Annotated in this window: 18 protein-coding genes; 8 read left to right on the forward strand and 10 right to left on the reverse strand. The window is 64.2% G+C overall.

Annotated elements, in window-relative coordinates; translation table 11 throughout:
- Positions 1-12: 12 nt before the first annotated feature.
- The 3 genes from DUGA2_RS10270 to DUGA2_RS10280 all read left to right on the forward strand — a co-directional run bounded on the left by DUGA2_RS10270 (position 13) and on the right by DUGA2_RS10280 (position 2190).
- Positions 13-894: an SMP-30/gluconolactonase/LRE family protein gene (locus DUGA2_RS10270; RefSeq protein WP_070269209.1), complete on the forward strand. Its 882-nt coding sequence runs from the start codon at positions 13-15 to the stop codon at positions 892-894.
- Between the two features lie 49 nt (positions 895-943).
- A complete protein-coding gene (locus DUGA2_RS10275) occupies positions 944-1369 on the forward strand; it encodes a hypothetical protein (protein ID WP_070269210.1) in 426 nt (141 codons plus the stop codon).
- Positions 1370-1827: 458 nt separating this feature from the next.
- On the forward strand, positions 1828-2190 hold the full coding sequence (locus DUGA2_RS10280; protein ID WP_070269211.1) for a hypothetical protein: 363 nt from the start codon (positions 1828-1830) through the stop codon (positions 2188-2190).
- A gap of 48 nt (positions 2191-2238) precedes the next feature.
- On the opposite strand, the gene DUGA2_RS10285 is transcribed toward DUGA2_RS10280, so the two are convergent.
- Complete coding sequence (locus tag DUGA2_RS10285) at positions 2239-3231, reverse strand: OmpA family protein (protein WP_070269212.1); 993 nt, start codon at positions 3229-3231, stop codon at positions 2239-2241.
- A 138-nt stretch (positions 3232-3369) separates the two neighbouring features.
- On the opposite strand from DUGA2_RS10285, the gene DUGA2_RS10290 reads away from it, so the two are divergent.
- The gene (locus DUGA2_RS10290) at positions 3370-4044 is read left to right on the forward strand and encodes a hypothetical protein (RefSeq protein ID WP_141753227.1); all 675 of its coding nucleotides are present in this window, start codon (positions 3370-3372) and stop codon (positions 4042-4044) included.
- Between the two features lie 57 nt (positions 4045-4101).
- Here DUGA2_RS10290 and groL read toward each other — a convergent pair whose 3' ends face one another.
- From groL to DUGA2_RS10310, 4 genes are all read right to left on the reverse strand, one after another.
- Positions 4102-5748 (reverse strand): chaperonin GroEL, encoded by a 1647-nt coding sequence (groL, locus tag DUGA2_RS10295; RefSeq protein WP_008451608.1) that lies wholly within the window; start codon positions 5746-5748, stop codon positions 4102-4104.
- Between the two features lie 45 nt (positions 5749-5793).
- The gene (gene groES / locus DUGA2_RS10300; protein WP_008451606.1) at positions 5794-6084 is read right to left on the reverse strand and encodes a co-chaperone GroES; all 291 of its coding nucleotides are present in this window, start codon (positions 6082-6084) and stop codon (positions 5794-5796) included.
- 174 nt (positions 6085-6258) lie between these two features.
- Positions 6259-7650, reverse strand: coding sequence for an ATP-binding protein (locus DUGA2_RS10305; RefSeq protein WP_070269214.1), 1392 nt, complete (start codon positions 7648-7650; stop codon positions 6259-6261).
- On the reverse strand, positions 7647-8327 hold the full coding sequence (locus DUGA2_RS10310) for a response regulator transcription factor (RefSeq protein WP_070269215.1): 681 nt from the start codon (positions 8325-8327) through the stop codon (positions 7647-7649). Before DUGA2_RS10310 ends, DUGA2_RS10305 begins: the two co-directional genes overlap by 4 nt.
- A 134-nt stretch (positions 8328-8461) precedes the next feature.
- On the opposite strand from DUGA2_RS10310, the gene DUGA2_RS10315 reads away from it, so the two are divergent.
- A complete protein-coding gene (locus DUGA2_RS10315; protein ID WP_168167775.1) occupies positions 8462-12976 on the forward strand; it encodes an S-layer family protein in 4515 nt (1504 codons plus the stop codon).
- A gap of 61 nt (positions 12977-13037) precedes the next feature.
- Here the strand turns inward: DUGA2_RS10315 and araH are convergent, their stop codons facing one another.
- The 5 genes from araH to dgoD are packed head-to-tail and all read right to left on the reverse strand — an operon-like array spanning position 13038 to position 20261.
- Positions 13038-14021, reverse strand: a complete 984-nt coding sequence (araH, locus tag DUGA2_RS10320; protein ID WP_070269216.1) for an L-arabinose ABC transporter permease AraH — start codon at positions 14019-14021, stop codon at positions 13038-13040.
- The gene (araG, locus tag DUGA2_RS10325; RefSeq protein WP_070269217.1) at positions 14018-15562 is read right to left on the reverse strand and encodes an L-arabinose ABC transporter ATP-binding protein AraG; all 1545 of its coding nucleotides are present in this window, start codon (positions 15560-15562) and stop codon (positions 14018-14020) included. The genes araH and araG overlap by 4 nt, the downstream gene beginning before the upstream one ends.
- A 1-nt stretch (position 15563) precedes the next feature.
- On the reverse strand, positions 15564-16535 hold the full coding sequence (locus DUGA2_RS10330; RefSeq protein ID WP_070269218.1) for an arabinose ABC transporter substrate-binding protein: 972 nt from the start codon (positions 16533-16535) through the stop codon (positions 15564-15566).
- 28 nt (positions 16536-16563) lie between these two features.
- Positions 16564-19086, reverse strand: a complete 2523-nt coding sequence (locus tag DUGA2_RS10335; protein ID WP_070269219.1) for a beta-galactosidase — start codon at positions 19084-19086, stop codon at positions 16564-16566.
- 26 nt (positions 19087-19112) lie between these two features.
- Complete coding sequence (gene dgoD, locus DUGA2_RS10340) at positions 19113-20261, reverse strand: galactonate dehydratase (RefSeq protein WP_070269220.1); 1149 nt, start codon at positions 20259-20261, stop codon at positions 19113-19115.
- 221 nt (positions 20262-20482) lie between these two features.
- Between dgoD and DUGA2_RS10345 the strand changes: the two genes are divergently transcribed.
- The 3 genes from DUGA2_RS10345 to DUGA2_RS10355 all read left to right on the forward strand — a co-directional run bounded on the left by DUGA2_RS10345 (position 20483) and on the right by DUGA2_RS10355 (position 25149).
- Positions 20483-21409, forward strand: coding sequence for an SMP-30/gluconolactonase/LRE family protein (locus tag DUGA2_RS10345; protein WP_070269221.1), 927 nt, complete (start codon positions 20483-20485; stop codon positions 21407-21409).
- A 48-nt stretch (positions 21410-21457) separates the two neighbouring features.
- Positions 21458-22420 carry a LysR substrate-binding domain-containing protein gene (locus DUGA2_RS10350; protein WP_070269222.1) on the forward strand — a complete coding sequence of 321 codons (963 nt, stop codon included), beginning with the start codon at positions 21458-21460 and terminating at the stop codon, positions 22418-22420.
- 143 nt (positions 22421-22563) lie between these two features.
- Positions 22564-25149 carry a TonB-dependent receptor gene (locus DUGA2_RS10355; protein WP_070269223.1) on the forward strand — a complete coding sequence of 862 codons (2586 nt, stop codon included), beginning with the start codon at positions 22564-22566 and terminating at the stop codon, positions 25147-25149.
- Positions 25150-25151: the final 2 nt, after the last annotated feature.

Genomic DNA, 25151 nt, shown 5'->3' on the forward strand with positions numbered 1-25151 from the left:
GGAGTTAATTTGATGAGCCAGCATGAAGTGCAATGTATCTGGGAAGTCCGCGCGCAACTGGGCGAGGGTCCGCTGTGGGTGGCGGAGCAAAATCGGCTGTACTTTGTCGACCTGAAAAGCCAGAACCTGCACGCGCTGGACGTGGCCAGCGGCCAGCGCCGCAGCTGGGCCATGCCGGACTACATCTGCTGGCTGGTCGCGCGCCGCGACGGCGACGGTTTCATGGCCGGCCTGCGCGACGGCATCGCCCGCGTGTGGCTGGAGCCTGAGCTGCGTATCGAATACCTGGCGCGTCCGTTCCCGGCAGACAGCGGCCTGCGCATGAACGACGCCAAGGTCGATCAGGCCGGCCGTATCTGGGCCGGCTCCATGCATAACACCGACTACGCGCAAGCCATCGGCAAGCTGTTCCGCCTGGACACCGACCTGTCGCTGACGGTGGCCGACGAGGGCTACCACATCTGCAACGGCCCGGCCTTCAGCGTCGACGGCGCCACCATGTACCACACCGACAGCTACGAAGGCCGCATCTACGCCTATCCGCTGGCGGCCGACGGCACGCCGGGGACGCCGCGGCTGTGGCGCCAGTTCGGCGACGACGAAGGTTCGCCGGATGGCATGACGGTCGACAGTGAGGGTTGCGTCTGGATCGCGCAGTGGGGCGGTGGCCGCGTCTGCCGCTACTCTTCCGATGGCGAGCTGCTGGAGACGATACGCGTGCCGGTGCGTAACCCCGCCTCGTGCACCTTCGGCGGCGACGACCTGAAGACCTTGTACGTCACCACCGCGCGCGAGGACAACACGCCGGAACAGCTGCAGGAGTTCCCACTGACCGGCGCACTGTTCGCCGTGCGGGTGGACGTGGCCGGCGTGCCCGCCGCGCGCTTCGGCTAGCAGCGTTCCCGCCTGTTAGAATCCGGGACTCGATATCAATGGTCCCATCATGCAGAAACCAGTCATCCGCTATTTACACCTCACTCCCGACAGCGACCTTCCCGCGCTGGAAGGCCTGTCGCAATTCAAAGCCGTGCTGGTGGTCGAGGCCGACGTGGCGGAGATGACGATGTGGGACACCAGCCGCGCGCTGGTCGCCGCCGGTTGCGCGTATGCGCTGGCATGGGGCAAGGAGTGCGAGGCCTGGCGCGAAGCCATCGAGGACGCCAGCCTTGAAGCGGTCAACTACGAAGACGTGCCGGACGAGCAGCTAGTGGTCGTCACCGCGCACGAGGATGAAGAGCTGAGCGAAGCATTCTGGTTCGCCCGGCACCGCGCCGTGCATCCCGCACACGAACTGCGTGAAACGCTGATCCTGCACATCGCCGACACCCCGCGCCGCGAGGAACTGGAAGCGGAGTATCGCGACGCCTGATCAGGCGAGCGCACCTTTGAGTGCGCTCAGACCTTATCCCTCTGCCCCATGCTACATCTGCCATCCAGGGATTGCTGCACTCGATAGTAGGGGTGCTGGAATGAACAACAAAGACATCTATTAGTCATGCTCTACGTGGATCGCCTACGAAATCAGCCAGTGGTTCTACGGCGAGATCCACTATGCCTGGTGTACGCCTTACTTCGACCCGCCATCGAGATTGAATCCGTATAACTCGGTACCGCCAAGCTCCAGTCCCACGTGCGCTGTATTGGAGTCTGATGAAGGATGTGGATGCGTTGGATCTGCATTCAAGCAGGATAGAAAAAGTCCGGGCGGGCATTCGACGAGGCGCTATCAGTCGGCTAAACAAGGGTATGATCAATGTTTGCCAGTTCAAGGAAATTCAAGAACTGGTGAGGTCGGCTCAGCCCGTGAGTTATGAATCGGAGTGAGTCATGGACATTCTTACCTATATCGAATCGGTGACTTTAGATACTGCGATCGCTGTAGTCTATTACTGCATTCGAGCTTTGGAGCAAGCAGGATTACCGGAAGAGCAGCAGAGGGATATTTTTTTCGAGGGGCCATCCAGTCCGCCACCGCCGGGAAGCATCGAGCTTACCTATACAATTCTGGCGGCCATCGAAGAAGCAGAGCATATGGGCATTGACGATCTGGACCGCAAGACTGCCGACGCCTATATCCGCAATGCTGGGAATGCAATGGATACGCTGATTACGCGTATGGAAGGATACGACGAGGCCAGAGGCAAGGAATTATTGCGGAGAATGGAGGCCGCGTCGCTGATCGGGTTGTAGCCTCCTCCACCGACTACGAGACCTACAGCAAGCAGCGGCGCTAAGCGTCTACTGTTTCACCAGTTCGACCCGGCGGTTCTTCTCGCGTCCCGCTTCGGCATCGTTCGACGCCGCCGGCGCATACGATGCCACGCCCTTGGCGCTCAGGCGTTTGGCGTCGACCTTGTAGTCCGCCGCCAGCACCTTGATCACCGATTCCGCCCGTTTCTGCGACAGCTCCAGGTTGTGCGCCAGCGCGCCCTGGCTGTCGGTATGGCCGACCACGTACAGCTTCAGCTTGGCATCCTGCTGCAACAGCTTGGCCATCTCGGCCAGCGCATCCTTCGACTCCGGTTTGACGTCGGTCTTGTCGGTGTCGAAGAACACGCCGTACACGGCCACCTTGCCATCGGCCGCGATACCCTTGGCCATGTCCGCCGCGTTCAGGTTGGCGGACACCTTGCCGCCTTCCATCGCCTTGGCTTCAACGATCTCGACATAGATGCCGCCGAGCTTGTCCTGCACCGGCGCCACCGAATACACGCCGACATGGACCAGCGAGCCGTCCGGCCGCGTGCCTTTGGCCAGCAGGTAGCGCTCGTCGTTGCGGCCGTAGTTGAACGGGTCCCAGCTGGCTTCGCCACCCTGGATGAAGTGATCGCCGACGCGCTTGAGGAAGAATTCGCCGAAGTTATTGCCGCAGCTTTCCTTGGCGCAGGCGAACACGGATTTCAGGCCGGCCTTTTCCAGCGCCGCCTGGTAATTGCGCATCACTTCCAGCGCCGAGCGGTCGCGCGGGTAGTTGTAGGCCATGCGGGTGTATTTGCCTTCCAACACCAGCTTGCTGTCGAACGCCATCTGGCCGTCCTTGCTCTCGACGCGTTTGCCGGCGGGCAGCACCACTTCGTCGAACTCCTTGAGGCCGTAGCCGACCATCTTCGACCCTTCAAACCGCGACAGCAGCGGATGGTCCTTGCCGTTCTTGACAGTGTCCTTCGCCGGCATCTGGGCGTGGACGACGCCGGCGCACAGCAGCAATGGAAGAAGGCGATAAGCACGCATGTCGGTCCCGTCTGAAGATAGTTGAAGAACGTCGATTGTAGGGATAACTTGTATTTAGATCAATTTCAACTTTTCAATCGAATCGCCCCCTGCCCGGCAGTTGATGTACTTTGCATCTTGCGTAAATAATATTTCTCGATGCAAGTTCAGAAAATTCTCGGAGACTATATGAGTCAATTCAAGGTAATCGCGTTGATCGGAGCGCTTGCGCTGGCCGGTTGCGGCGGCGGTGGATCGACGGCGCCTTCGGTTCCGCCGGTACAAAAGGCGGCCGTCATCTCGGGCAGCGTAGCGGGACTGTCGGGCAACAGCACCCTGCTGCTGGTCAACAACAATGCGGAGACCATCGCTGTCAAGGCGAATGGCGCGTTTAAATTTGCCCATCCGGTGGCATCCGGTGCGCCATACAGTGTTGCGTTGTTTGCCGATCCAAACGGCAATGCCTGTACCGTCGCCAACGGATCGGGCACGGTTGCCCAGAATGCGGTCGACATCGGCAACGTGGCCGTGACTTGCCAGCCCGCTGTGATCGCGCTGTTGACATACAACGTAGGGGTGACGGTGTCGGGCTTGGCGGCTGGCGGCTCGGTCAGTTTCGCCGACGCCCAGGGCAATCTGCTGAGGGCGGGCGCCAACGGCCTGAGCGTGTTTGCGTTATCGTATTCGCCGCAGTCGCTGCACGGCGCCAGCTATGACGTGACGGTATCGCTTAACCCGGCCGGGCAGACCTGCACGTTGACGAACAATGCGGGAACGAATAACGCCGGCGCCGGCTTCACCGACTTCATCAACGTGACGGCCACCTGCAAATAAAAAAAGCCAGCTTCCGAAGAAGCTGGCTTTTCTGTACAGCGAGGCTTATGCCGGCAATTACATCATGCCGTCCATGCCACCCATGCCGCCCATGCCACCCATACCGCCCATGCCGCCGGCAGCTTTGTCTTCGGTGACTTCAGCGATCATGCAATCGGTGGTCAGCATCAGGCCAGCGATCGATGCTGCGTTTTGCAGTGCCGAGCGGGTGACTTTAGCTGGGTCCAGAACGCCCATTTCAACCATGTCGCCATAGGTGCCGTTGGCGGCGTTGTAACCGTAGTTACCTTTGCCGGCCAGAACCGCTGCAACCACCACCGAAGCTTCTTCGCCGGCGTTTTGAACGATCATGCGCAGTGGCTCTTCCATGGCGCGCAGAACGATCTTGATACCTGCGTCCTGGTCCGGGTTGTCGCCTTTGACGTTCAGAGCAGCACGAGCGCGCAGCAGGGCTACGCCGCCGCCTGGCACGATGCCTTCTTCCACGGCAGCGCGGGTAGCGTGCAGTGCATCTTCAACGCGGGCTTTCTTCTCTTTCATTTCAACTTCGGTGGCTGCACCGACTTTGATCACTGCAACGCCGCCGGCCAGCTTGGCCACGCGCTCTTGCAGTTTTTCACGGTCGTAGTCCGAGGTCGCTTCTTCGATCTGCACGCGGATTTGCTTGACGCGGCCTTCGATGCCTTCAGCGCGGCCAGCACCGTCGATGACGATGGTGTTTTCCTTGCCGATTTCGATACGCTTGGCCTGGCCCAGTTCTTCCAGGGTGATTTTTTCCAGGGTCATGCCGACTTCTTCAGCAACCACTTGACCGCCGGTCAGGATTGCGATGTCTTCCAGCATGGCCTTGCGACGGTCGCCGAAGCCTGGGGCTTTGACTGCGCAGGTTTTCAGGATGCCGCGGATGTTGTTCACAACCAGGGTCGCCAGTGCTTCGCCTTCGATGTCTTCAGCGATGATCAGCAGTGGACGGCCGGCTTTAGCGACTTGTTCCAGTACCGGCAGCAGATCGCGGATGTTCGAGATTTTCTTGTCGCACAGCAGGACGAATGGATTGTCCAGGATGGCAACTTGCTTCTCTTGGTTGTTGATGAAGTATGGCGACAGGTAGCCGCGGTCGAACTGCATACCTTCAACGATGTCCAGCTCGTCGTTCAGCGACTTGCCGTCTTCCACGGTGATGACGCCTTCCTTGCCGACTTTTTCCATCGCTTCAGCGATGCGGTCGCCGATCGACGAATCCGAGTTGGCGGAGATCGAGCCAACCTGGGCGATTTCCTTGGTGGTGGTGCATGGACGGGCGATGATGGCGATCTGCTCGACGGTGGCAGCAACGGCCTTGTCGATGCCGCGCTTCAGGTCCATCGGGTTCATGCCGGCGGCCACGAACTTCATGCCTTCGCGCACGATGGCTTGTGCCAGCACGGTCGCGGTGGTGGTGCCGTCGCCGGCGTTGTCGCTGGTGCGGGAAGCAACTTCCTTGACCATTTGCGCGCCCATGTTCTGCAGCTTGTCTTTCAGTTCGACTTCTTTAGCGACCGACACGCCGTCCTTGGTGACGGTAGGGGCGCCGAAGGAACGCTCCAGCACGACGTTGCGGCCTTTAGGGCCCAGGGTGACTTTCACTGCGTTGGCCAGGACGTTGACGCCTTCAACCATTTTGGCGCGCGCTGCGTCGCCGAAAATTACTTCTTTAGCTGCCATGTTGTTTCTCCAGAATTAGGTGATGAGTGCAAACGTGCGTGTCAATTACTTGACGACGATTGCCATGATGTCTTCTTCGCGCATGACCATCAGTTCTTGACCGTCAACTTTGACGGTCTGGCCGGCGTATTTGCCGAACAGAACGCGGTCGCCTACTTTGACATCCAGAGGACGGACTTTGCCGTCTTCCAGAATCTTGCCATTGCCGACGGCGAGCACTTCGCCTTGATCCGGTTTTTCAGCGGCCGCATCAGGGATGATCAGGCCGGACGCAGTTTTGGTTTCCTGGTCGAGGCGTTTGACGATTACGCGATCGTTCAAAGGGCGAAGGTTCATACAAAACTCCTTAAAATTAACAATGGTACTGTTTGTTGCCGCATCAACAAGATTGCTGCGGCGGAAAGTTTGGCCGAGAGCGCTGTTAGCACTCCCTTGGAACGAGTGCCAATTATAGGGACGGTATTAGCCTATTTCAAGACATACTTGCTGAATTGATGTGATTGGCCTGGCTCAGGCGGCGGGCAGGGTCAGGCTGAAACGTACCTGGCCCGGCTCCGCATCGGCCAGGGAGAGGCTGCCGCCGTGGGCGACGGCGATGTCGCGCGCCAGCGACAAACCCAGCCCGACCCCGTCGACGCGGCGCTGGTGGGCGTGGTCGGCCCGGTAGAAGCGGTCGAACAGGCGGTGATGATGCTCTGGGGCAATGCCGTGCGATGCATTGGCGACGTCGATCCGCCATTGCTCGCCCTGGCGCCGGACCGACAGCGCGATCCAGCCGCCCGGCAGCCCGTACTTGATGGCATTGCTGACCAGGTTTTGTAACACCTGGCGCAACAGGTCGGCGTCGCCGCGCACGGCGATGTGTTCGGGCAGGTCCAGGCGGACGGCCCGTTCCGCGTCCAGCAGGCCGATGTCTTCGGCCAGCTCGTCCAGCGTCGGGCGCAGGTCGAGCGGGCAAGGGGGGATGGCCAATTGGCCGGCGTCGGCGCGCGCCAACAGCAGCAGCTTGCGCACGATGCTGTCCAGCCGCCGCACTTCATCCAGCATATTGGCCAGACCTTCCTCCAGCACCGGATCGGCTGCGGCGCTGGCGCGGGCGAAGCTGCGTTCCAGCTCGCCCTGCAGGATGGTCAGCGGCGTGCGCAGTTCGTGGGCGGCGTCGCCGGAAAAGCGCGCCGATTGCAGGAAGCTGCGCTGCAGCCGCTCCAGCATGGCGTTGTAGACGCTGATCATCTGGGCGAATTCCAGGTCTTCCTCGGCGGCCGAGACCCGCTGGTCCAGCTCGCTCGCGGTCAGCCCCACCATGACGCCGGTCAGGTGCTCCACCGGCCGCATCGCGCGCCCGGCCAGATACCAGGCCAGCGCGCCCATGGCCACGGCCAGCACGCCGATGGCGGCCGCGAAACGGGTCAGGCTGGCGCGCACCTGGGCATCCGACAGGCTGCGGTTGACGGCCACCCAGATCGTCACCGAGCCTTGCACGGCGCTGCCTATGCGCCAGCTCTGACCGGCGCCGTCGACGGTGTGCAGGCCGGGGCCGCGCGGCAGCTCGGCGCCGCCGAGCCAGCGCTGCCAGGCCGGGCTGCGGTACAGCGGGCCGTTGGCGGCATCCTCCACCAGCAGCAGGGCATACGTCTCCGGACCGCTGGCGGCCGGGGCGAAGCCGCTGAAGCTGGCGTTGAGCTGGGCGTCGGTGGCCGGCCACAGGGCCAGCGGCGTGGCCTGGAAGCCGGGGCCGGCCAGGTGGGCCGACAGCATGCGGTCGATGATGTCGGCGCGGCGGTGGATGATGGTGTAGCTGGCCATCGCGTACAGCAGGATGATGGCGGCCAGCGCGGTCAGGGTGGAGCCGAGGGCGATGCGCAGCCGGAACGAGCGCAGGCGCGGCCAGTGCGCTGTCACGCCGGCTCGTCCGGCTTGCGCAGGCGGTAGCCGACGCCGCGCACCGCTTCGATGGCTACTTGGTCGGGCAGTTCCAGCTTCTTGCGCAGGCGCTGGATGCACACATCGACCATATTGGTCTGTGGCTTGAAGTCGTAGCCCCACACATGTTCGAGGATCTGGGTGCGGGTGTAGACCCGGCCGGGCGAGCGCAGCAGGTATTCCAGCAGGTTGATTTCGCGCGCGGTCAGCTCGACGGCGCGGCCGTCGACCTCGGCCACCCGGCTCAGGCGGTCCAGCCGCAGCGGCCCCAGCGTCAGCACATTCTGCCGCTCGCCGCTCACGCGCCGCAGCAGCGCGTGGATGCGGGCCACCAGTTCTTCCACGTAGAAGGGCTTGGCCAGGTAATCGTCGGCGCCCAGGTTGAGGCCGGTCAGGCGGTCGTCCAGCTCGTTGCGTGCGGTCAGCAGGATGACCGGCACGTTGCGCCCCTCGCGCCGCATGGCCTTGAGGATGGACAGGCCGTCGCGGCCGGGCACCATCACGTCCAGCAAGACCACGTCGTAGTCGCGCGACAGCGCGTAATCGTAGCCAAGGTTGCCATCTTCGCAATGGTCGACCAGGAAGCCGTGTTCGCGCAGGCCGGCGCACACAAAACTGGCGATGCGTTGTTCATCTTCTACTAAAAGCGCTTTCATGGCGGCATTGTCGGCGCTGGCCCGGCCGCCGTCAATGCTGGTCCTAAATTACAACATTGTAATTTTCCGGTTTGCCAAGCTGTCATTTGGTCTTGATTTAATGCAAGTGTGTCAAACCATAACAAGGGGTAAAGATGAGTATCGGTAGCTGGTTGAAGAAAAATGTGGTGAAACCCATCGTCAAGGTGGTCGACAAGGTCGGCGACACCGTCAAGGACCTGGGCAGCGACCTGAACGGCATCGGTGATGCCTTCGATGCGGTGGGCAACGACATCGCGGCGGCCGCCAAGAAGATCAGCGAACTGGGCTATACCAAGAAAAGCCTGGGCAACGGCGACAATAATTACACGGCCAGCTCGCTGGGCGCCAACGTCATCCATGGCGACGGCGGCAACGACACCATCACCGTCAACGCCGGCGCCTACAACAACCTGTACGGCGACGACGGCAACGACACCATCATCGTGCGCGTGGGCGGCTACAACCGCATCGACGGCGGCAACGGCGACGACACCATCCGCGTCGATGTCGGCGTCTACAACAAGATCACCGGCGGCGCCGGCAACGACACCGTGACGGTGGCGGCCGGCGCGGCGGCCGACGTCGACCTGGGCGACGGCAACAACAGCCTGTCCATCAACAGCGCCTACAACGAGATCACCGGCGGCAACGGCAACGACCGCGTCACGGCCAACGGCGGCTGGAACGCGATCGACGTCGACGGCGGCGACAACACCATCACTGCCAACGGCGGCGCCAACACCATCAGCACCGACGGCGGCAACGACAACATCACCGTCAACGGCGGCGCCAACAAGGTCAACGCGGGCGACGGCTGGAACGTCATCAACGCCGGCGGCGCGTCCAACATCATCAACACCGGCAAGGACGCCGACGTGGTGACGGCCGACGGCGCCAGCAACGTCATCAACACCAACGGCGGCGACGACCGCATCACCGTCAAGGCCGCCAGCAACGTGATCGACGCCGGCGAGGGCACCAACACGGTGACAGCCGACGGCGGCAACAACCACATCACGGCCGGCGCCGGCGACGACACCGTGACGGCCAACGGCGCCGCTAACGAAGTCAAGGCCGGCAACGGCAACAACAAGGTCACGCTGAACGGCGCGGCCAACGTGGCGACTACCGGCACCGGCTCGGACACGGTCAACGCCTCCGGCGGCGCCAACATCATCAGCACCGGCGCCGGCAACGACAAGGTGCAGGCCGTAGGCGGCGCCAACGTCATCAACGCCGGCAGCGGCGACGACGTGGTGGTCGCCCTGGGTGGCGCCAACGGCATCACCGCCAGCGACGGCAAGGACAACATCGTCGCCGGCGGCGGCGCCAACGTGGTCATCGACGACGGCGGCGGCAGCAACATCGTGCTGGGCGGCCTGCTCAACATCGCCTATACCGGCGGCGCCGGCAACAAGGTGGCGGCGCTGGGCGACAGCAACGCGCTGGTCAGCAACCAGGGCGGCAACACCGAAGTGGCGGTCGGCGTCAACAACGTGCTGCTGGCCAACGGCAGCGGCAACACGCTGGTCGGCGCGGGCGGCGCCAATCTGGTGGCCACCACCGTCGGCGGCGACACCGTGGTGGCGCTGGGCGGCGCCAACGTGGTGCTGACCGAACTGGGCGGCATGGTCAAGGCCGCCACCGGCGGGCTGGGTAAAGTGCTGGCCGACGCCATGCCGAGCAAGGCGGCCGCCACTGCCATCAACAACGCCAGCGCCAAGCTGGCTTCCGCCCTCAACAGCGGCGCCGGCAACGATGTTGTGGTGGCCGTGGGCGGCAACAACGTCATCTACACGGGCGCGGGCAAGGACGTGGTCACTGCCGCCGGCGGCAACAACATCGTGCTGGCCAACGGCGGCGACAACGTCACCACCGCGCTGGGCGCCAACAACATCGTCGTCAACACGGCGGGCAACAACGTGGTGACGGCGGCCGGTTCGGTCAACGTCATCGTGACCGGCCTGGGCGATGGCCTGGCCGACGTCAGCGCCAAGCTGGGCAGCGCGGCCGGCGGCGCCACCAAGGCCGTGGCCGCCTTCATCGGCAGCAACCTGGCGCATGGCGACGGCAACGACGTGGTCAGCGCCATCGGCTCGACCAATGTGGTCTACACCGGCAGCGGCAACGACGTCGTCACCGGCATCGGCGCCAACAACGTGGTGTGGAGCGGAACCGGCAACGACACCGTGACGGTGTTCGGCGCGCGCAATGTGGTGTGGGGCGACGCCGGTGCGGATACGGTCACGGCCGTCGGCGCCAACAACCTGCTGGCCACCGGCAACTACGCTGAAATCGGCGCCACCGCCGTCGGCCTGGTCGATTCGCTGGCCTCCGGCGTGGCCGCCACCGACCTGGTGGCCAAGGCCGGCCTGTCGGGCCTGGCGTCCAGCCAGAACGGCCGCGACGTGATGACGGCCTTCGGCAAGAACAACGTGCTGATCGGCGGCAGCGCCGACACCGTGGCCACCGCGCTGGGCGTCAACAACCTGGTGGCGACCGGCGCCGGCAACGACGTGGTCAGCGCCGTCGGCAGCAAGTCCGGCATCGCCACCGGCGCCGGCAACGACGTCGTCACCGTGATCGGCACCTACAACGCGGTATCGGCCGGCAACGGCAACAACGTCGTGACCGCGCTGGGCAAGGGCAACCTGATCGAGGGCGGCAGCGGCGACGACGTGCTCACGGCGCTGGCCTTCGGCACGGCGGCCAAGGCCGTCAACGTCAACGGCAACCTGATCGTGGCCGGCGACGGCAACAACGTCGAAACCGTGGTCGGCAAGGACAACGCCGTCATCGGCGGCAGCGGCAAGGACGTGCTGGTGATGGTCAGCTACGGCGGCGGCAACACCAGCACCACCACCAACGAAGCCGAAGGCACGAACCAGACCACCACCAGCACCACCAAGGGCAGCACCCAGTTCAACCTGGGCTGGACCGGCGCCGGCAACGACACCGCCGTCGTCTACGGCGACCACAACGTGGTGCTGTCGGACGCGGGCGACGACTTCCTGGTCGTGCTCAACGGCGGCAGCAAGCTGAGCTACTCCAGCGTGACCACCGAGGCGGTCGAAGGTTCGGACAAGGCGCAGACCACCAGCTCCACCAAGGTCAGCATCGACACCGGCATGAACTTCGTGCACGCCGGCGACGGCAACGACACGCTGATCCTGGCCGGCACCACCACCATCGGCATGGGCGGCAACGGCAACGACTTGATCGTCTCATCCGGCCAGAACAACGTCGCCATCGGCGGCGCCGGCAACGACACCATCATCGGCCTGGCCGAGATCACCGTGTTCAACGCGGCCGAAGCCATCGTCGAAAACGACTACGAGTCGGCCGGCGACTGGGTGGGCGCGGCCATGAACGCCAACTTCATCCGCTCGCAGTACGGCGCGCTGTCCAAGGGCGAGCTGGGCAAGCTCAACCTGGTGGGCAATGTGATCGTCGGCGGCGAAGGCGACGACACCATCTTCGCCACCAACGCCGGCAGCTATGTCGGCGGCGGCAACGGCAACGACACCATGATGGGCCTGGGCTGGGGCGTGATCGACCACCTGCTGGTGGGCAAGGCCAACGCGCTGAACGCGGCCTGGAGCGATGCGGGCAAGGGCTTCGACGCCATCACCAAGTATCTGAACACGACCTTCACGGACGAGATCAGCAAAGGGTGGGGCGGCGTGGCCGACAGCATCAAGGCCGAACTCGCCAAGGCCACGGCCAGCGGCGGCAAGCTGGCCGACGGCTTGAACAGCGTCGTCAACGATGCGCTGGCGGGTATCTCCAGCACCACCGGCCTGTCCACGTCCGGCATCGACGTCGCCACGCCGCTCAAGTCCGCGCTCGACAGCGGCAAGAGCGGCCTGACCACGGCCGTCAACGGCATCAGCAGCGGCGTCAACTACGTGGCCGACGCGGATGTCGGCACGGCGTTGTCCGACGCCACGGACTGGATGGGCAGCGCGCTGAAGACGGCGTCCAACGCCAGCGGCGACGGCGTGAACTGGCTGGGCAAATACCTGGGCGTCAATCTGCACCTGAGCGAGTACAAGGGCGCCGACTTCTTCATCGCCGGCATGCTGGCCTATACGCTGGGCTACAAGTACGCCGGCAACAACCGCTTGTTCGGCGGCGCCGGCGACGACACGCTGTACAGCGGCATGGGCAACGATTCGCTCAATGGCGGTGCGGGCAAGGACACCTATGTGATGTCCATGGGCGACGGCAAGGATACGGTGCATGAAGTGGCCGGCGGCAACGACGTGCTGAAGTTCACCGGCAACAAGCTGTTCAACGTCGCCATCTCGGCCGATCACGTCAAGGCCAATATCGACGGCTCCGACCTGATCATCAACTATGTCGATGGCGGCAAGTCCTACGCCCAGTTCACGGTGGCGGACTACGCCAAGGTCAATGTCACGGAGCTGGATCTGGTCGACGCCAGCGGCAAGCAGGTGGCCGCGATCAGCATCGCCGACCTGGTGGCGCATGCCGACCATGGCAGCAGCCCGTACGACATGGCTGCGACGTGGACGGCGGATCGCATGCACACCTTCGCCGATTTGCTGACCGCGTCCATCACGGGCGGCAGCGCAGGAGTGCAGTTGGTGGGCGTAGCCACCTAACCCCGGCAGAGCGGGGTCGGACCCCGGACGGGGTCCGACCCCAGTGGTTTGGGGTTGAGGATCAACGGCGCTCGCCGCGGGTCTTCAGCTGGTCCAGCAGTACTGCGGCAAGCAGGATCACGCCGCGCATCAAATACTGGTAGAAGGCGTCGACGTCCAGCAGGTTCATGACGTTTTCTACCGTTCCCATGATCAGCACACCAATCAGCACGCCGAACATGCGCGCCTTGCCGCCCTGGAGCGACACGCCGCCCAGCACGCAGGCCGAAATCACATCCAGCTCAAAACCCTGCGCCGCATTCGGCTGGCCGCTGGTGATGCGCGACGCCAGTATCAAACCGGCCATCGCCGTCACCAGGCCTTGCAACAGGAAGATCCACACGCGCAGCCGCTCGACGCGCACGCCGGCCAGCCGCGCCGCCTCCGGATTGCCGCCGATGGCCAGCGTATTGCGGCCGAAGACGGTCTGGTTCAGCAGCACGCCGAACACCAGGAAGCAGCAGGCGCACACCAGCACCGGCAGCGGCAGGCCGAAGATGCGGGTGTCGCCGAAGTTGATGAAAGCGTCGTTGCTGATGCCGACCGCCTGGCCCTTGGAGACGATGAAGGCCAGGCCGCGCACCATCAGCATCGTCGCCAGCGTGGCGATCAGCGCGTTGACGCGCAGGTAGGCGATCAGCACGCCGTTGAAAGCGCCGATCAGCGCACCGGCAGCCAGGCCGGCGCCCACCGCCAGCAGCACGCTACCGCTCTGTTCCAGCACGATGGCGCCGAGCACGCCGGCGAAGGCGATGGTGGAGCCGATCGACAGGTCGAAATCGCGCGAAGCCAGGCATAGCATCATGGTGCAGGCGACCATGCCGATCTGCGCCACCGACAGCATCAGGCCGACCACGTTGGTCAGCGAGAAAAAGTTTTCGACGGTGGCGGCCAGCACGGCGAACAGCACCACGTACGCCAGCGGCATGCTGTATTCAACCAGCCATACGCGCTGGGCTTGGGACACCGCAGGCGCTGCGGCAGGATTCAGTTGTGAGACGTTCATGCGATGCTCCGTGTTGGTAGTGCGGGCGTTTTAATGTTAGTGGCGGCGGTGGAGTCGGGCAGGGCCAGGCGCAGCACCTCGGTTTCGCTGGCGTCGGCGCGCGACAGTTCGCCGCAGATTTCGCCTTCGCGCATGACGATCACGCGGTCCGAGATGCCCAGCACCTCCGGCAGCTCGCTCGACACCACGATCACGCAGCAGCCGCGCTCCGCGACTTCGTGGATGATGCGGTAGATATCGTTCTTGGCGCCGACGTCGATGCCGCGCGTGGGCTCGTCGAGGATCAGCACCTTCAGGCCGGGTTCCGCCAGCCAGCGCGCCAGGATCACCTTCTGCTGGTTGCCGCCGGAGAGCAGGCGGATCTCCTGCTGGCGGCTGGGCGTCTTGATGCGCAGGCGGGCGATGAAGTCCTCGGCCAGCGCCGCTTCGCGCTTGTGGCGCAGGAACAGGCCGCCCAGCAGGTCGTTGCGGCGCACGCTGATGTTGATGTTCTCCGCCACCGAGGCCGTGGCCAGGATGCCTTGCTCCTTGCGGTCTTCGGGGCACAGCACGATGCCGGCCGCAATCGCGGCGGCCGGGCCGGCGGTCGACACGGTTGCGCCGTCGAGCGTCACGCTGCCGGCGCTGCGCGCGTCGGCGTTGTACAGGAGGCGCATCAATTCGCTGCGGCCTGCGCCGACCAGGCCGAAGAAGCCCAGCACCTCGCCGCCGCGCACGGAAAAGCTTTGCGGGCCTTTCACGTGTTTGCCGTTCAGGCCTTGTATCTTCAGGCGTTCTTCGCCGAGCGGGCGGGTACGGTAGTCGTAGATGTCGCTCAGTTCACGGCCCACCATGTCGCTGATCAGGCGATCGCGCGGCACGTCGGCCATCACGTCGTGGGTGACGATCTTGCGGCCGTCGCGGAAGATGGTGCAGGCGTCGCACAGTTCGTACAGCTCTTCCAGCCGGTGCGAGATGTAGATCAGCGTGCGGCCGTCGGCGCGCAGCTCCTTCACGAGGCGGAACAGGATTTCGGTTTCGCGGTGCGACAGGCTGGACGTCGGCTCATCGAAGGCGATAACCTGCGCGTCCTGCATGATGGCCTTGCAGATCTCGACCATCTGGCGCTGCGCGATCGACAGGTCGGCCAGCCTGGCGTCCGGCGCCAGGTCGACGCCGATGGCGGCCAGCTTCTCGGCCACCATCTTGTAGGCCTTCGGCTTGTCCAGCAGGCCGAAACGGGTGGGCATGCGGCCCAGCAGCACGTTCTCCGCCACGGTCAGCTCGGGCACGTATTGCAGCTCCTGGTGGATCACGGCGATGCCGGCGCCGATGGCATCCTTGGCGCTGGTGAAGCGGCACTCCTTGCCGTCGACCAGCAGGCGTCCGCCATCCGGCTTGTACTGACCGCCGAGGATTTTCAGCAGCGTGGATTTGCCGGCGCCGTTCTCGCCCAGCAGGCCGTGCACCTGCCCGGCGTGCGCGGCGAAGCTGACGCCGTTGAGCGCCTTCACGCCCGGGAAGACCTTGCTGACCTGGTCGAATTGAAGATACGCGGTCATGTCACTGGCCCATTTGCTTGCGCACGTCGGCCTGGTTGGCGCGGGTCATCAGCATGCCCTTGGTCAGCACTTCGGCCGGCGGTACGGCTTTGCCGGTGATCCAGTTGTACATATTGACCGAGGTTTGATAGCCGTGCTCCTTGGCGCTGATCATCACGGAGCCGAAGAAGCCCGTCGCAGCGGGCTTGCTCAATTCGTTTTCGGCAGCCTTGGCGCCGCCGATGCCCACGCCGACCATGTTGTCCGCCTTGATGCCGCGGCCTTCGGCGGCGCGCACCGCGCCCAGCACCGCTTCGTCATTCAAGCCTACCGCGACCCAGTGCTTGAAGCGGGCGTTCTTGGTCAGCGCGATGTTGGCGGCGTTGAAGGCGCTTTCGGTATCGGTCTTCGCCTGCGGCGCATCGACGATGTTCGCGACCGGGAAGCCTGCCGCCTTCAGCGCATCGACCGCGCCCATGGTGCGCTCCTTTGCGGTCGGCAGCTGGTCGTAGGCGACGCGGATCGCGCCCACTTCGGCCATGTTCCACTTGCGCGCCTTGATTTCGGCGGCGATGCCTTCGCCCACCTGCTTGCCGATGGCGTATCCGGAGATGCCCATGTGCGGGATCGAGGCGATAGGCTTGCCGCCGCCGTCGACCAGGCGGTCGTCGACCGAGATCACTTTCATGTTGTTGCGCTTGGCGGCGCGTTCGACGGCGGTGCCCAGCTTGACGTCCGGCGCGCAGATGACGAAGCCCTGCGCTTTTTGCGCGGCCAGGTTGTCGATGGCGGCGATCATCTTCTCGCCGTTCGGCACGCCGATCTTCACCAGTGCAAAGCCTTTTTCTTTCGCCGCCTGTTCGGCGTAGCGCCACTCGTCCTGGAACCATGGCTCCTCGGCCTGTTTGACGAGGAAGCCGATCTTGACAGGTTCGGCGGCGTAGGTTGCGGTCATCAGGAGCAGGCTTGCTGCTGCCAGTAGGGTACGTTTCATTGTGAATCTCCAGTGTTGATATTTTTATTTACGGCGTAACGCGCAGCTGATACACGGGTATCAGGCTGACGCCACGCACGGCGGCCATTTGGGCCTGTCCTGCAAAGTTTGGTCTCGCCTCTTTGGGCAAGTAGATTGGTGCGTCCGCGCGCAGCGGCAGTACGGATACGGTCAGCGGCTGGTCGAGCAGGGCGCTGGCCTGGCGCAGGCCGAACTGCCATTGGTAGCCGCTGTAGTACCAGTCGTCCAGCATTTGGGTGCCGGAGTACAGGCGGCCGATGTCGCCGACGAAGTCGATCTGCAGCAGGGCGTCGTCCAGCCCGCGCAGTTGTTCGCGTGGGACGTTGATCTGCCAGGCGCCGGCGGCCTTGAAGTTTTCCGGCAGCGGTTGCACGGCCGCTTTGGCGCCGCCTCCGATAACGACCGGTGCCGCTTCCTGTGCTGCGCGGGTCTGCGTGATGCTGGCTTTCAGATCGCGGGCAGGAAGTTCGGCTTCGAAGGACTGGAAGATGCCATCGTTGCCGACGGCACGTAGGGGGACGTTTGCGCTGGCCGCGGCTCCGGCGGCAGTCCAAGCCTGGGCCGAGGTGCTTGCCTTCGGCTTGCCGCTCAGTGGAGGGTAGACGCCGAAACGGAACTTGTTGCTGCCTGCCGCACGCATTTGCAGCGCGCCGTCGGCCACGTAAGTCTGCTGGCCGCTCAGAATCAGGCGGCGCTGGCCGCCCAACTCCGCCACGCTCAGTTGCTGCGATTGTTCGGCAGTCAGCACGACGATGGTCAACGGCCGCTTGCCTGCGCGCTGCACGGTCACTGCCGCACCGGCGCCAGGCTGCACGCCGCTGACCAGCGCCCGGCCGGCGGCTACGGCTAGCTGCCCGCTGCCGCCGGTGCGGATCTGCGGCGCTAGCGCAGCGTCGAACGCCAGCTCCACCGGCACGCCGCTGCTGGCGCCGAACACCGCCACCACGCCGGCCTTGCCCTGATCCAGCAAGGCCAATGGCTGCGCGGTTGCGTAGGCCAGGTTCACGCCGTCGAGATCAAGGTTCAGCGGCCAGATGAAGTACGCGCCATCGGCGATATCGACCGGCGTGGCCGGCAAGGTGATCGCCTGGCCAGGCAGCTTGACCGAGAACTGCGTGGCCTGCTGCGCCGCCATCGCATACTGGCGAACGTGGTTGTTCACAAAGAGGAAACCGCGATCGCCTTCGCTGCGCACAGCGAAGCGCGGCGTCTTCAGATCGTCCGGCGTGGCAGGCGACGCATCCGGTTTGCGCACCGTCATCGGCGCCAGTCGCGCACCGAAATCATGCAGGAACAAATGGAAGGGACGCAGCTTCTCCAGCACCTTGCGCTGCTGGCCGTCCGGGCCGAGCGGCGCCTGGAAGTCGTAGCTGATCATGGTGGTGTCGTTGTAGCCGCCGCTGAGCGTACTTTCCTCCATCGACGTGCCACCCAAGCCGGCCGGATTGCGGCCGCCGTGGAACATGTAGTAGCCCATCAGGTTCACGCCGGAGCCCAGCTGCACGGGCAACATGGATGCGATGTCGTCCGCCGACACCACCGTGCGGCGGCGATACATGAACGGCAGGCCGGCGCCGTATTCCGCGCCGAGGAAGGGCGTCACGTCCTTGTCCGTCTCCGCCGTGCCGGGCGCGTGGGCTGCGGTCTGCGCGCCCAGGTCGCCGCTGACGCGGGTGTCGAAGCGGAAGGCATAGGTCTCCTTCGGTGGCAGCTCGGCTGTGCTGGTGCCCCAAGGCTCGTCGGGGTAGCCGCCGAACACCGGCGTGACTTCACCGCCAGGATAGATGGTGCCGTCCCAACCGGTCACGGTGTAGTAGGGCACATCCATGCCCGCCTTCAGCGCCAGCTGTTTCAGCGCGGCGATGTGCGCCGCGCCCTTGCCGGGACCATCGATGTTGTACTCGTTTTCCAGCTGAATGCCGATCACGGGACCGCCATCCTTCCACAACTGGCCCTTGAGCTGCGCGCCGATCTGCGCATACAGCTTCTCCACCAGCGCCATGTACTGCGGATCGTTGGAGCGCGTCGGCATGGCGTTGACCACCCAATCCGGCACGCCGCCGTAGCGCACTTCCGCATGCGCCCATGGACCCACGCGCACCACCACGTCCAGCCCCGCCTTGGCGGCGAGCCGCACAAAGCGGCGCAGGTCGCGGTTGCCGCGCCAGTCGAACTTGCCCGCCACCTCTTCGTGGTGGTTCCACATCACGTAGCTGGTGACGATGTCGATGCCGGCGGCCTTCATCTTGCGCAGCTCCGCTTCCCATTGCGACGCGGGCGTGCGGCTGTAGTGGAACTCGCCCGCCACCGGCAGCCACGGAGCGCCGTTGCGGGTGAGGTAGCGCGCATTGGCGCCCAGCTTGTCGCCGTTGGGCGCGACCGAACTGCCCATGCGCAGCGCCGCCGCTTTCGGTGCAGGCGTGGCCGCGCTGGCGTCGATGGACAGCATCGTGTCGGCGCTCGCGGTGCTGCCTGCCAGGACGCCCGCGATCAGCGCGGCGCCCGAATGGCGGCGTAACAGAAATGACATGAGGTCTCCAGTATTTTTTTTGTTTTTTACCACTCAGCGACGCTGCCATCCGCGTGACGCCACACCGGGTTGCGCCAGTCCGGCGCGTTGCGGCTTGCTTCGATCACGCGCGCTTCGTCGATTTCCACGCCCAGGCCGGGCTTGGACAGCGGCTTCATATAACCGTCGGTGATGCGGAAGTCTTCCTTATTGAGTACATAGTCGAGCAACTCGCCGCCACGATTGTAGTGGATGCCCATGCTCTGCTCCTGCAGCACGGCGTTGTACGACACGAAGTCCACCTGCAGGCAGGCCGCCAGCGCGACAGGGCCGAGCGGGCAGTGCGGCGCCAGCGCGATGTCGTAGGCCTCCGCCATCGAGGCGATCTTCAGGCATTCGGTGATGCCGCCGGCATGCGAAAGGTCCGGCTGCACGATGGACAGACCACCGGCGTGGAACACGTTCTTGAATTCGAAGCGCGAGTACATGCGCTCACCGGCCGCCAGCGGTATCGACGTGGTCTCGGCCAGGCGCGGATAGTACTCGGCCTGCTCGGCCAGCACCGGCTCCTCCACGAACAGCGGGCGATACGGTTCCAGCTCGCGCAGCAGCACCTTGGCCATCGGCGCGGCCACGCGGCCGTGGAAGTCCAGGCCGAACTCGATGCTGTTGCCGAAGGCGGCGCGGATCTCGGCGACGCGTTCGACGGCCTTGTCGACGGCGGCGGCGGTGTCCAGCATGCCCAGTTCCTCGGTGCCGTTCATCTTGAAGGTGTCGAAGCCGCCTTCGCGCAGCGTGCGGATGTGGTCAATGATGTCGGAAGGACGGTCGCCGCCCACCCAGCTGTACATCTTCATGCGGTCGCGTACCAGGCCGCCCAGCAGCTCGTAGACCGGCTTGCCCATCACCTTGCCCTTGATGTCCCACAGCGCCTGGTCGATGCCGGCGATGGCGCTCATCAGGATGGCGCCACCGCGATAGAAGCCGGCACGGTACATGGTTTGCCACAGGTCGTTGATGCGGGCCGGATCCTGGCCGATCAGGTAGGGTTCCATTTCCTGTACCGCAGTCTCCACGGTGCGCGCGCGGCCTTCGATGACCGGTTCGCCCCAACCGACAACGCCTTCATCGGTTTCGATCTTCAGCAGCATCCAGCGCGGAGGTACACGGTAGGTGGTCAGTTTGATGATTTTCATAGGTGTGGGAAGTAAGTTCGGGAACAGTGCCCAGTCTAAGCCCGGCTGCTAGACTGGAAATATGATAAATTCGCAAGGAGCCATATCAATATCGGATAGCTGACGCGGCCCGGTGCAGGTATGCGATATCGGCATGGCAGGCGCCGAATTATTCATATCTCCGGGGTGTGCGGCGGGCTTAGACTGGCGCGGTCACGTCACCCATCCGGAGTTCCCGCAGCATGAGTCCACACAGTACGGCCGTCGCGCCCACGCCCGGCATCCTGTTGATACGCGTCGGCCTGGCCGGCTGTGCGTTGCGCTGGGACGCCAACGCGGCCTGCTGGCGTTGGCCGGACCCGCAAGGCGGCCAGCTGTACGCTTGGACTGGGGGCGAGGAGGTCCCGGCCGGCGTGCGCCTGCTGGAAAGCGCCGGTGTAATCGCCTGCTGCCGTTCCGGACGCATGTTGCTAGGCCTGGGCAAGCGCCTCGGCATGGTGGAGCTGCCCGAGCCCGGGCAGCCTGCCCGCCCGCTCCAGGCGCAGGTCCTGGCGACCATCGACGCCGCCGAAGCGCGCACCGTCATCAGCGATGGCTGTACCGACCGCGATGGCTATTTTGTCTTCGGCACCGCCAACACCGGCGCCGACCGGCGGCCCATCGGCAGCTTCTATCAGTATTCGACGCGCCATGGACTGCGGCGCCTGGCCTTGCCGGCGGTGGTCGCGGCGTGCAGCATCGCGTTCAGCGTGGACGGCACGCGCATGTATTTTGCGGATGCGGCCAGTGGCGCCATCATGCAATGCAGCTACGACGCGGAACGCGCCAAGACCGGTGACGTTCGCGAGTACGCGCAGGCTGCGGAGCGGGGCGCTGCCACGGTCGATAGCGACGACATGCTGTGGAGCGTGCAGGGCGGCTCGCTGGTGCAGTACGATGCAGGCGGCCAGGTGCGCCGGCAGGTCGTGCTGGCGCGCGAGGCGATGGCCGGCGTGGCTTTCGGCGGCGCCGATTTGACGCAGTTGCTGCTGCTGGGCGCGCGCGGCGGCCTGTATCGCCTGCCGCCCGGCCAGGCCGGGGAGCAGGCCTCCGGCGTGGCCGATACGCCGTTCGGCGACACGCCCGGGGCAGGCGTAGCCGTTTCCCAACGTATGAGATACGATGATTGACGCTGCAACAGCACGCCCTTATGATGGGCGATCCAGAAAATCGCCCCTATGACCGATTCAAGCTCCGACCGTTTCGTCCGCTCCCACCTGAAAACCCGCCATCTGGTCCTGCTGGTCGAACTGGGCCGCCATGGCTCCATCGCCCATGCGGCGCAAGCTGCCAATCTGACCCAGCCCGGTGCGTCCAAATTATTGGGCGAGCTGGAACACGCGCTTGGCGTGCAGCTGTTCGAGCGCCTGTCGCGCGGCGTCGCCCCGACCTGGTATGGCAAGGTGCTGATACGCCGCGCAGGGGCGGCACTGGCGGAGATGGACGCGGCGCACCAGGAAGTGATGGAACTGCTGTCCGGCCTGCGCGGGCGCGTTGGCATCGGCACGGTGCTGGCGCCGGCCACCGGCCTGGTGCCCAAGGCGATCAACTTGTTGAAGTCGCGGCACTCGCGGGTGCATGTATCGGTCAGCATGTCGACCAGCAAAGCGCTGGTGGAACGGCTGCGCGGCGGCGAACTGGATCTGGTCGTGGGACGCATCCTCGATACCGCCGCCGCCGATGAACTCAATTTCGAACCGCTGACCGACGAGCCGCATCTGCTGATCGCGCGCGCCGGCCATCCGCTGGCGGGCCGCACCGATCTGCAGCTCGAAGAGTTGATGGAGCAGTGCTGGATACTGCCGCCCGCCGGCAGCATCCTGCGCGACCGCCTGACCGCCCTGTTCCTCTCGCATGGCCTGGAGCAGCCGGCGGAAACCGTCGAGACCCTCGATTTGCCTGTAGTGGCAAGCCTGCTGACGAGCAGCGACATGATCGTGGCATTGCCGTCGGATGCCGTGCAGCCGTATCTGGAGGCCGGCCTGATGACGGTGCTGCCGTTCGATCTCGGCGTCAGCATGGATTCCTTCGGCATTGTGACGCGCAAGCGACACCAGCTCTCGCCCGGCGCCGACGCGATGCTGCTCGCGCTGCGCGATGCCGCAGCCGGCATCTACCCTCATTACCGCAGGCCCGCATAAGCATTCCAGTTGGCGAGATATACGATCTTCGTATCCCCCGCATGCAATAAGCTATTGGAAGTGCATCCTTCGTTTCGTTAGCATCCAGCTATTCGTCCAAGCCGCAAATCAGAGACGAAACCAAAACAACACTGGAGATGCAAATGAAGCACAAGAAAATGAGCTGGCTCATCGCCACGCTTTTCACCTCCCCATTGCTGGTCCAACAAGCGCTTGCCCAGGAAGCGGTAGGCGATATCCAGCAAGTGAACGTCACCGGCATCCGCGCCTCGGTGCGCAATGCGCTGGCGGCCAAGGAAGCTTCGAACAGCATCGTGGAAGTCGTTTCGTCGGAAGACATCGGCAAGCTGCCCGACACCACCATCGCCGAATCGCTGGCGCGGCTGCCGGGCATGTCGTCCGGCCTGGATCGCGGCAACGCCAGCCAGGTCGTGGCGCGCGGCCTCGGACCGCGCTTCATCGGCGCCACGCTCAACGGCCGCGAACTGGCATCGTCCGAGCCTAACCGCGCGGTGCGCTTCGAGCAGTTCCCGTCCGAGTCGCTGAGCGGCGCCACGGTCTACAAAACGCAATCGGCCGAACTGGTCGAAGGCGGCGTAGCCACCACCATCGACCTGCAAACCGTCTCGCCGCTGAAGTACAACGGCCGCCAGGTGTCGCTGAAAGCGGACGCCCTGTACTACGCGATGGCGCGCGATATCCCCGGCGCCACCAAACTTGCGCCGCGCGTTGGCGGCGTCTACATCGACCAGTTCGACAATCGCAAGCTTGGCGTCGCGCTGGCGTTCAGCTACCAGGACCAGCCGTCGATTGAAAAGAACGTCAAGCAGTTCGGTTTCAATGAGGACCACTCCGCCGACTTGAACGGCGACGGCAAGATCGACAAGACGCCATGGGGCTGGGGCGATTCCGCCAAGCGCGGCAAGGACAAACGCTCCAGCGTATTGGGCAAGGTGGAATGGAAGCCCAGCGGCGACGCCATCATCACCGGCGACGCCTACTACGCGCAGGCCAAGATCAAGGAGCCTGGCGTCGCCCACTGGAGCGGCGATACCGGCAACTGGGACGGCTGGCAGAAATCCGCCTACAGCAACCTGGATATCCGCAACGGCTACGTGGTCGGCGGCACCGTCACTGGTGTCGGCCTGACCACCAACGATACCTTGTGGACGCAGGATATGGACACTTTCGCGACTGGCGTGAACGGCAAGTTCAATGTCGGCGACTGGAAGATCGAATCGGACCTGTCCACCTCGCGCGCTGGCCGCGACAGCCAGTGGCGCGACTTGCGCCAGGTCTCCAACAATGGCGCCACCGTCAGCTTCTCCTTCACCGGCGATGAGCGCCAGGTATACTCCTACGGCCAGGATACCGGCAATCCGGCCAACTTCGGCGCCGCCACCTTGTACGTCGATACCGACGGCCATCTGCGCGACAGCCTCAACGCGCTGCACCTGAGCGCAGCGCGCGCAGTAGAGTGGGGCCCGGTCAACAAGCTGAAAATCGGCGCGCGCGCCACCGACCGCGAGAAGGACTATCACCAGACGACATGGAATATTTCGCGTCTTGCGCCGACCGGCAGCCTCTCGAACTCGGACTATGAGACCGTCAACATTGCCGGGATGGGCGCGCCGTTCATCGCGTTGAAGGATTTCGTGGGCACGATGAAGAGAGCATTCGGTGCTTCGGCCTTCGATGCGTCCGGCCGCGTGCCAACGCAGAACGACCTGCTGTCCGGCTGGCGCGTCAAGGAACGCAGCTCCTCGCTGTACGCACAGGGCGACCTTGAGGGCGGCTTGGGCGGCAAGTCCTACCGCGGCAATGTGGGCGTGCGAGTGGTGCACACCACGCAGACGGGCGAGGGCATGCAGTCGCTGAACAACGCGGCGCCGACGGCGGTTTCCGACGGCGCCACCTACACCGAGATCCTGCCCAGCCTGAACCTGATTTTCAATATGGATGAGAAGCAGGAGCATCAGGTCCGCTTCAGCGTGGCGCGGGCGATGTCGCGCGCGCCGCTCGACGAGATGCGTGGTTCCCGTAATATCTTCGTCGATCCGAATCCGGCCATGCCGCTGACCGGCAGCGCGGGCAATCCGCAATTGAAACCGATGATGGCCAATCAAGTGGACCTGGCTTACCAGTGGTACTTCGGCAAAGGTTCGCTGCTGTCGGCAGGCGCGTTCTATAAAAAGATCACGCGCTATATCGGCATTGTCAGCGACAACACCATCATCGATGGCCGTCCTGCGGTGATCACCCGTTCGGTCAACGGCGAAGGCGGTAATGTGCGCGGCCTGGAGTTCATCTACCAACAGGCATTCGATAACGGCTTCGGCGTTTCGAGCAACTACTCGTACACCAATAGCGACATCAAGGAAAGCTTCCCTACTGCGAATCCATTCCCGATCGAGGGCCTGATGAAGCACAACGGCGGCGTGACGCTGTGGTACGAGAAGAACGGCTTCGAGGCGCGGACATCGGCCAACTATCACAGCAAGTTTGTGCGCAACCCTACCTGGGGCGCGGGCCAGCTGATCGAAAACGGCGCCGAGACTTATCTGACCCTGAACGTGGCGCAGCAACTGACCAAGCAACTGCAGGTGCGCTTTGGTATCGACAACCTGACGAACCAGAAGGTGGTCTACACCAGCGCCAATATTCCGCAGCAGCAGGAAGTGACCGAGTTTGGACGTCGCTTCAATCTGGGCCTCTCGTACAAGTTCTGACA

It is taken from the genome of Duganella sp. HH101, assembly GCF_001758795.1.
Classification (GTDB): domain Bacteria; phylum Pseudomonadota; class Gammaproteobacteria; order Burkholderiales; family Burkholderiaceae_D; genus Rugamonas; species Rugamonas rivuli.